This window comes from Dellaglioa sp. CoH-55-MRSF-7, from assembly GCF_056782235.1.
The window spans coordinates 289-552 of sequence record NZ_JBXAYI010000042.1 but is presented as its reverse complement, the minus strand read 5'-3'; the positions used below and the strand labels follow the sequence as shown (position 1 = coordinate 552).

Below are 264 nucleotides of genomic sequence, written 5' to 3'. Positions count from 1 at the left end.
CCGTCATACTGGTCACCTAGCAGCAAGATGTTGCTGATACCGTTGTCACGTGCGTACGTGACGGGACCTCGCCTAATCTCGTCAGCGACCATCTTGTCCGGATTTTGTACGTACTTCGAAAGACCTCCCGATCCTGAGGAATCGGTGAAGTGTGCATCTCCCACAGCCACAAACTCTGCCACTTGATCTCCTTATGTTACGTACTCATTCTCTTCCCAATTCCACATCTGTGCAGACTTAGGCCAGTAGCGTTTGAATGTGGCG

General features: G+C 51.1%; 1 protein-coding gene. It reads right to left on the bottom strand.

Features of this window, described 5'->3' with window-relative positions; all coding sequences use genetic code 11:
* Positions 1-182, bottom strand: a 182-nt coding sequence (locus tag AC1RPU_RS07770) for a hypothetical protein (RefSeq protein ID WP_481769608.1), incomplete at its 3' end; no start/stop codon positions are given.
* Between the last annotated feature and the right edge of the window lie 82 nt (positions 183-264).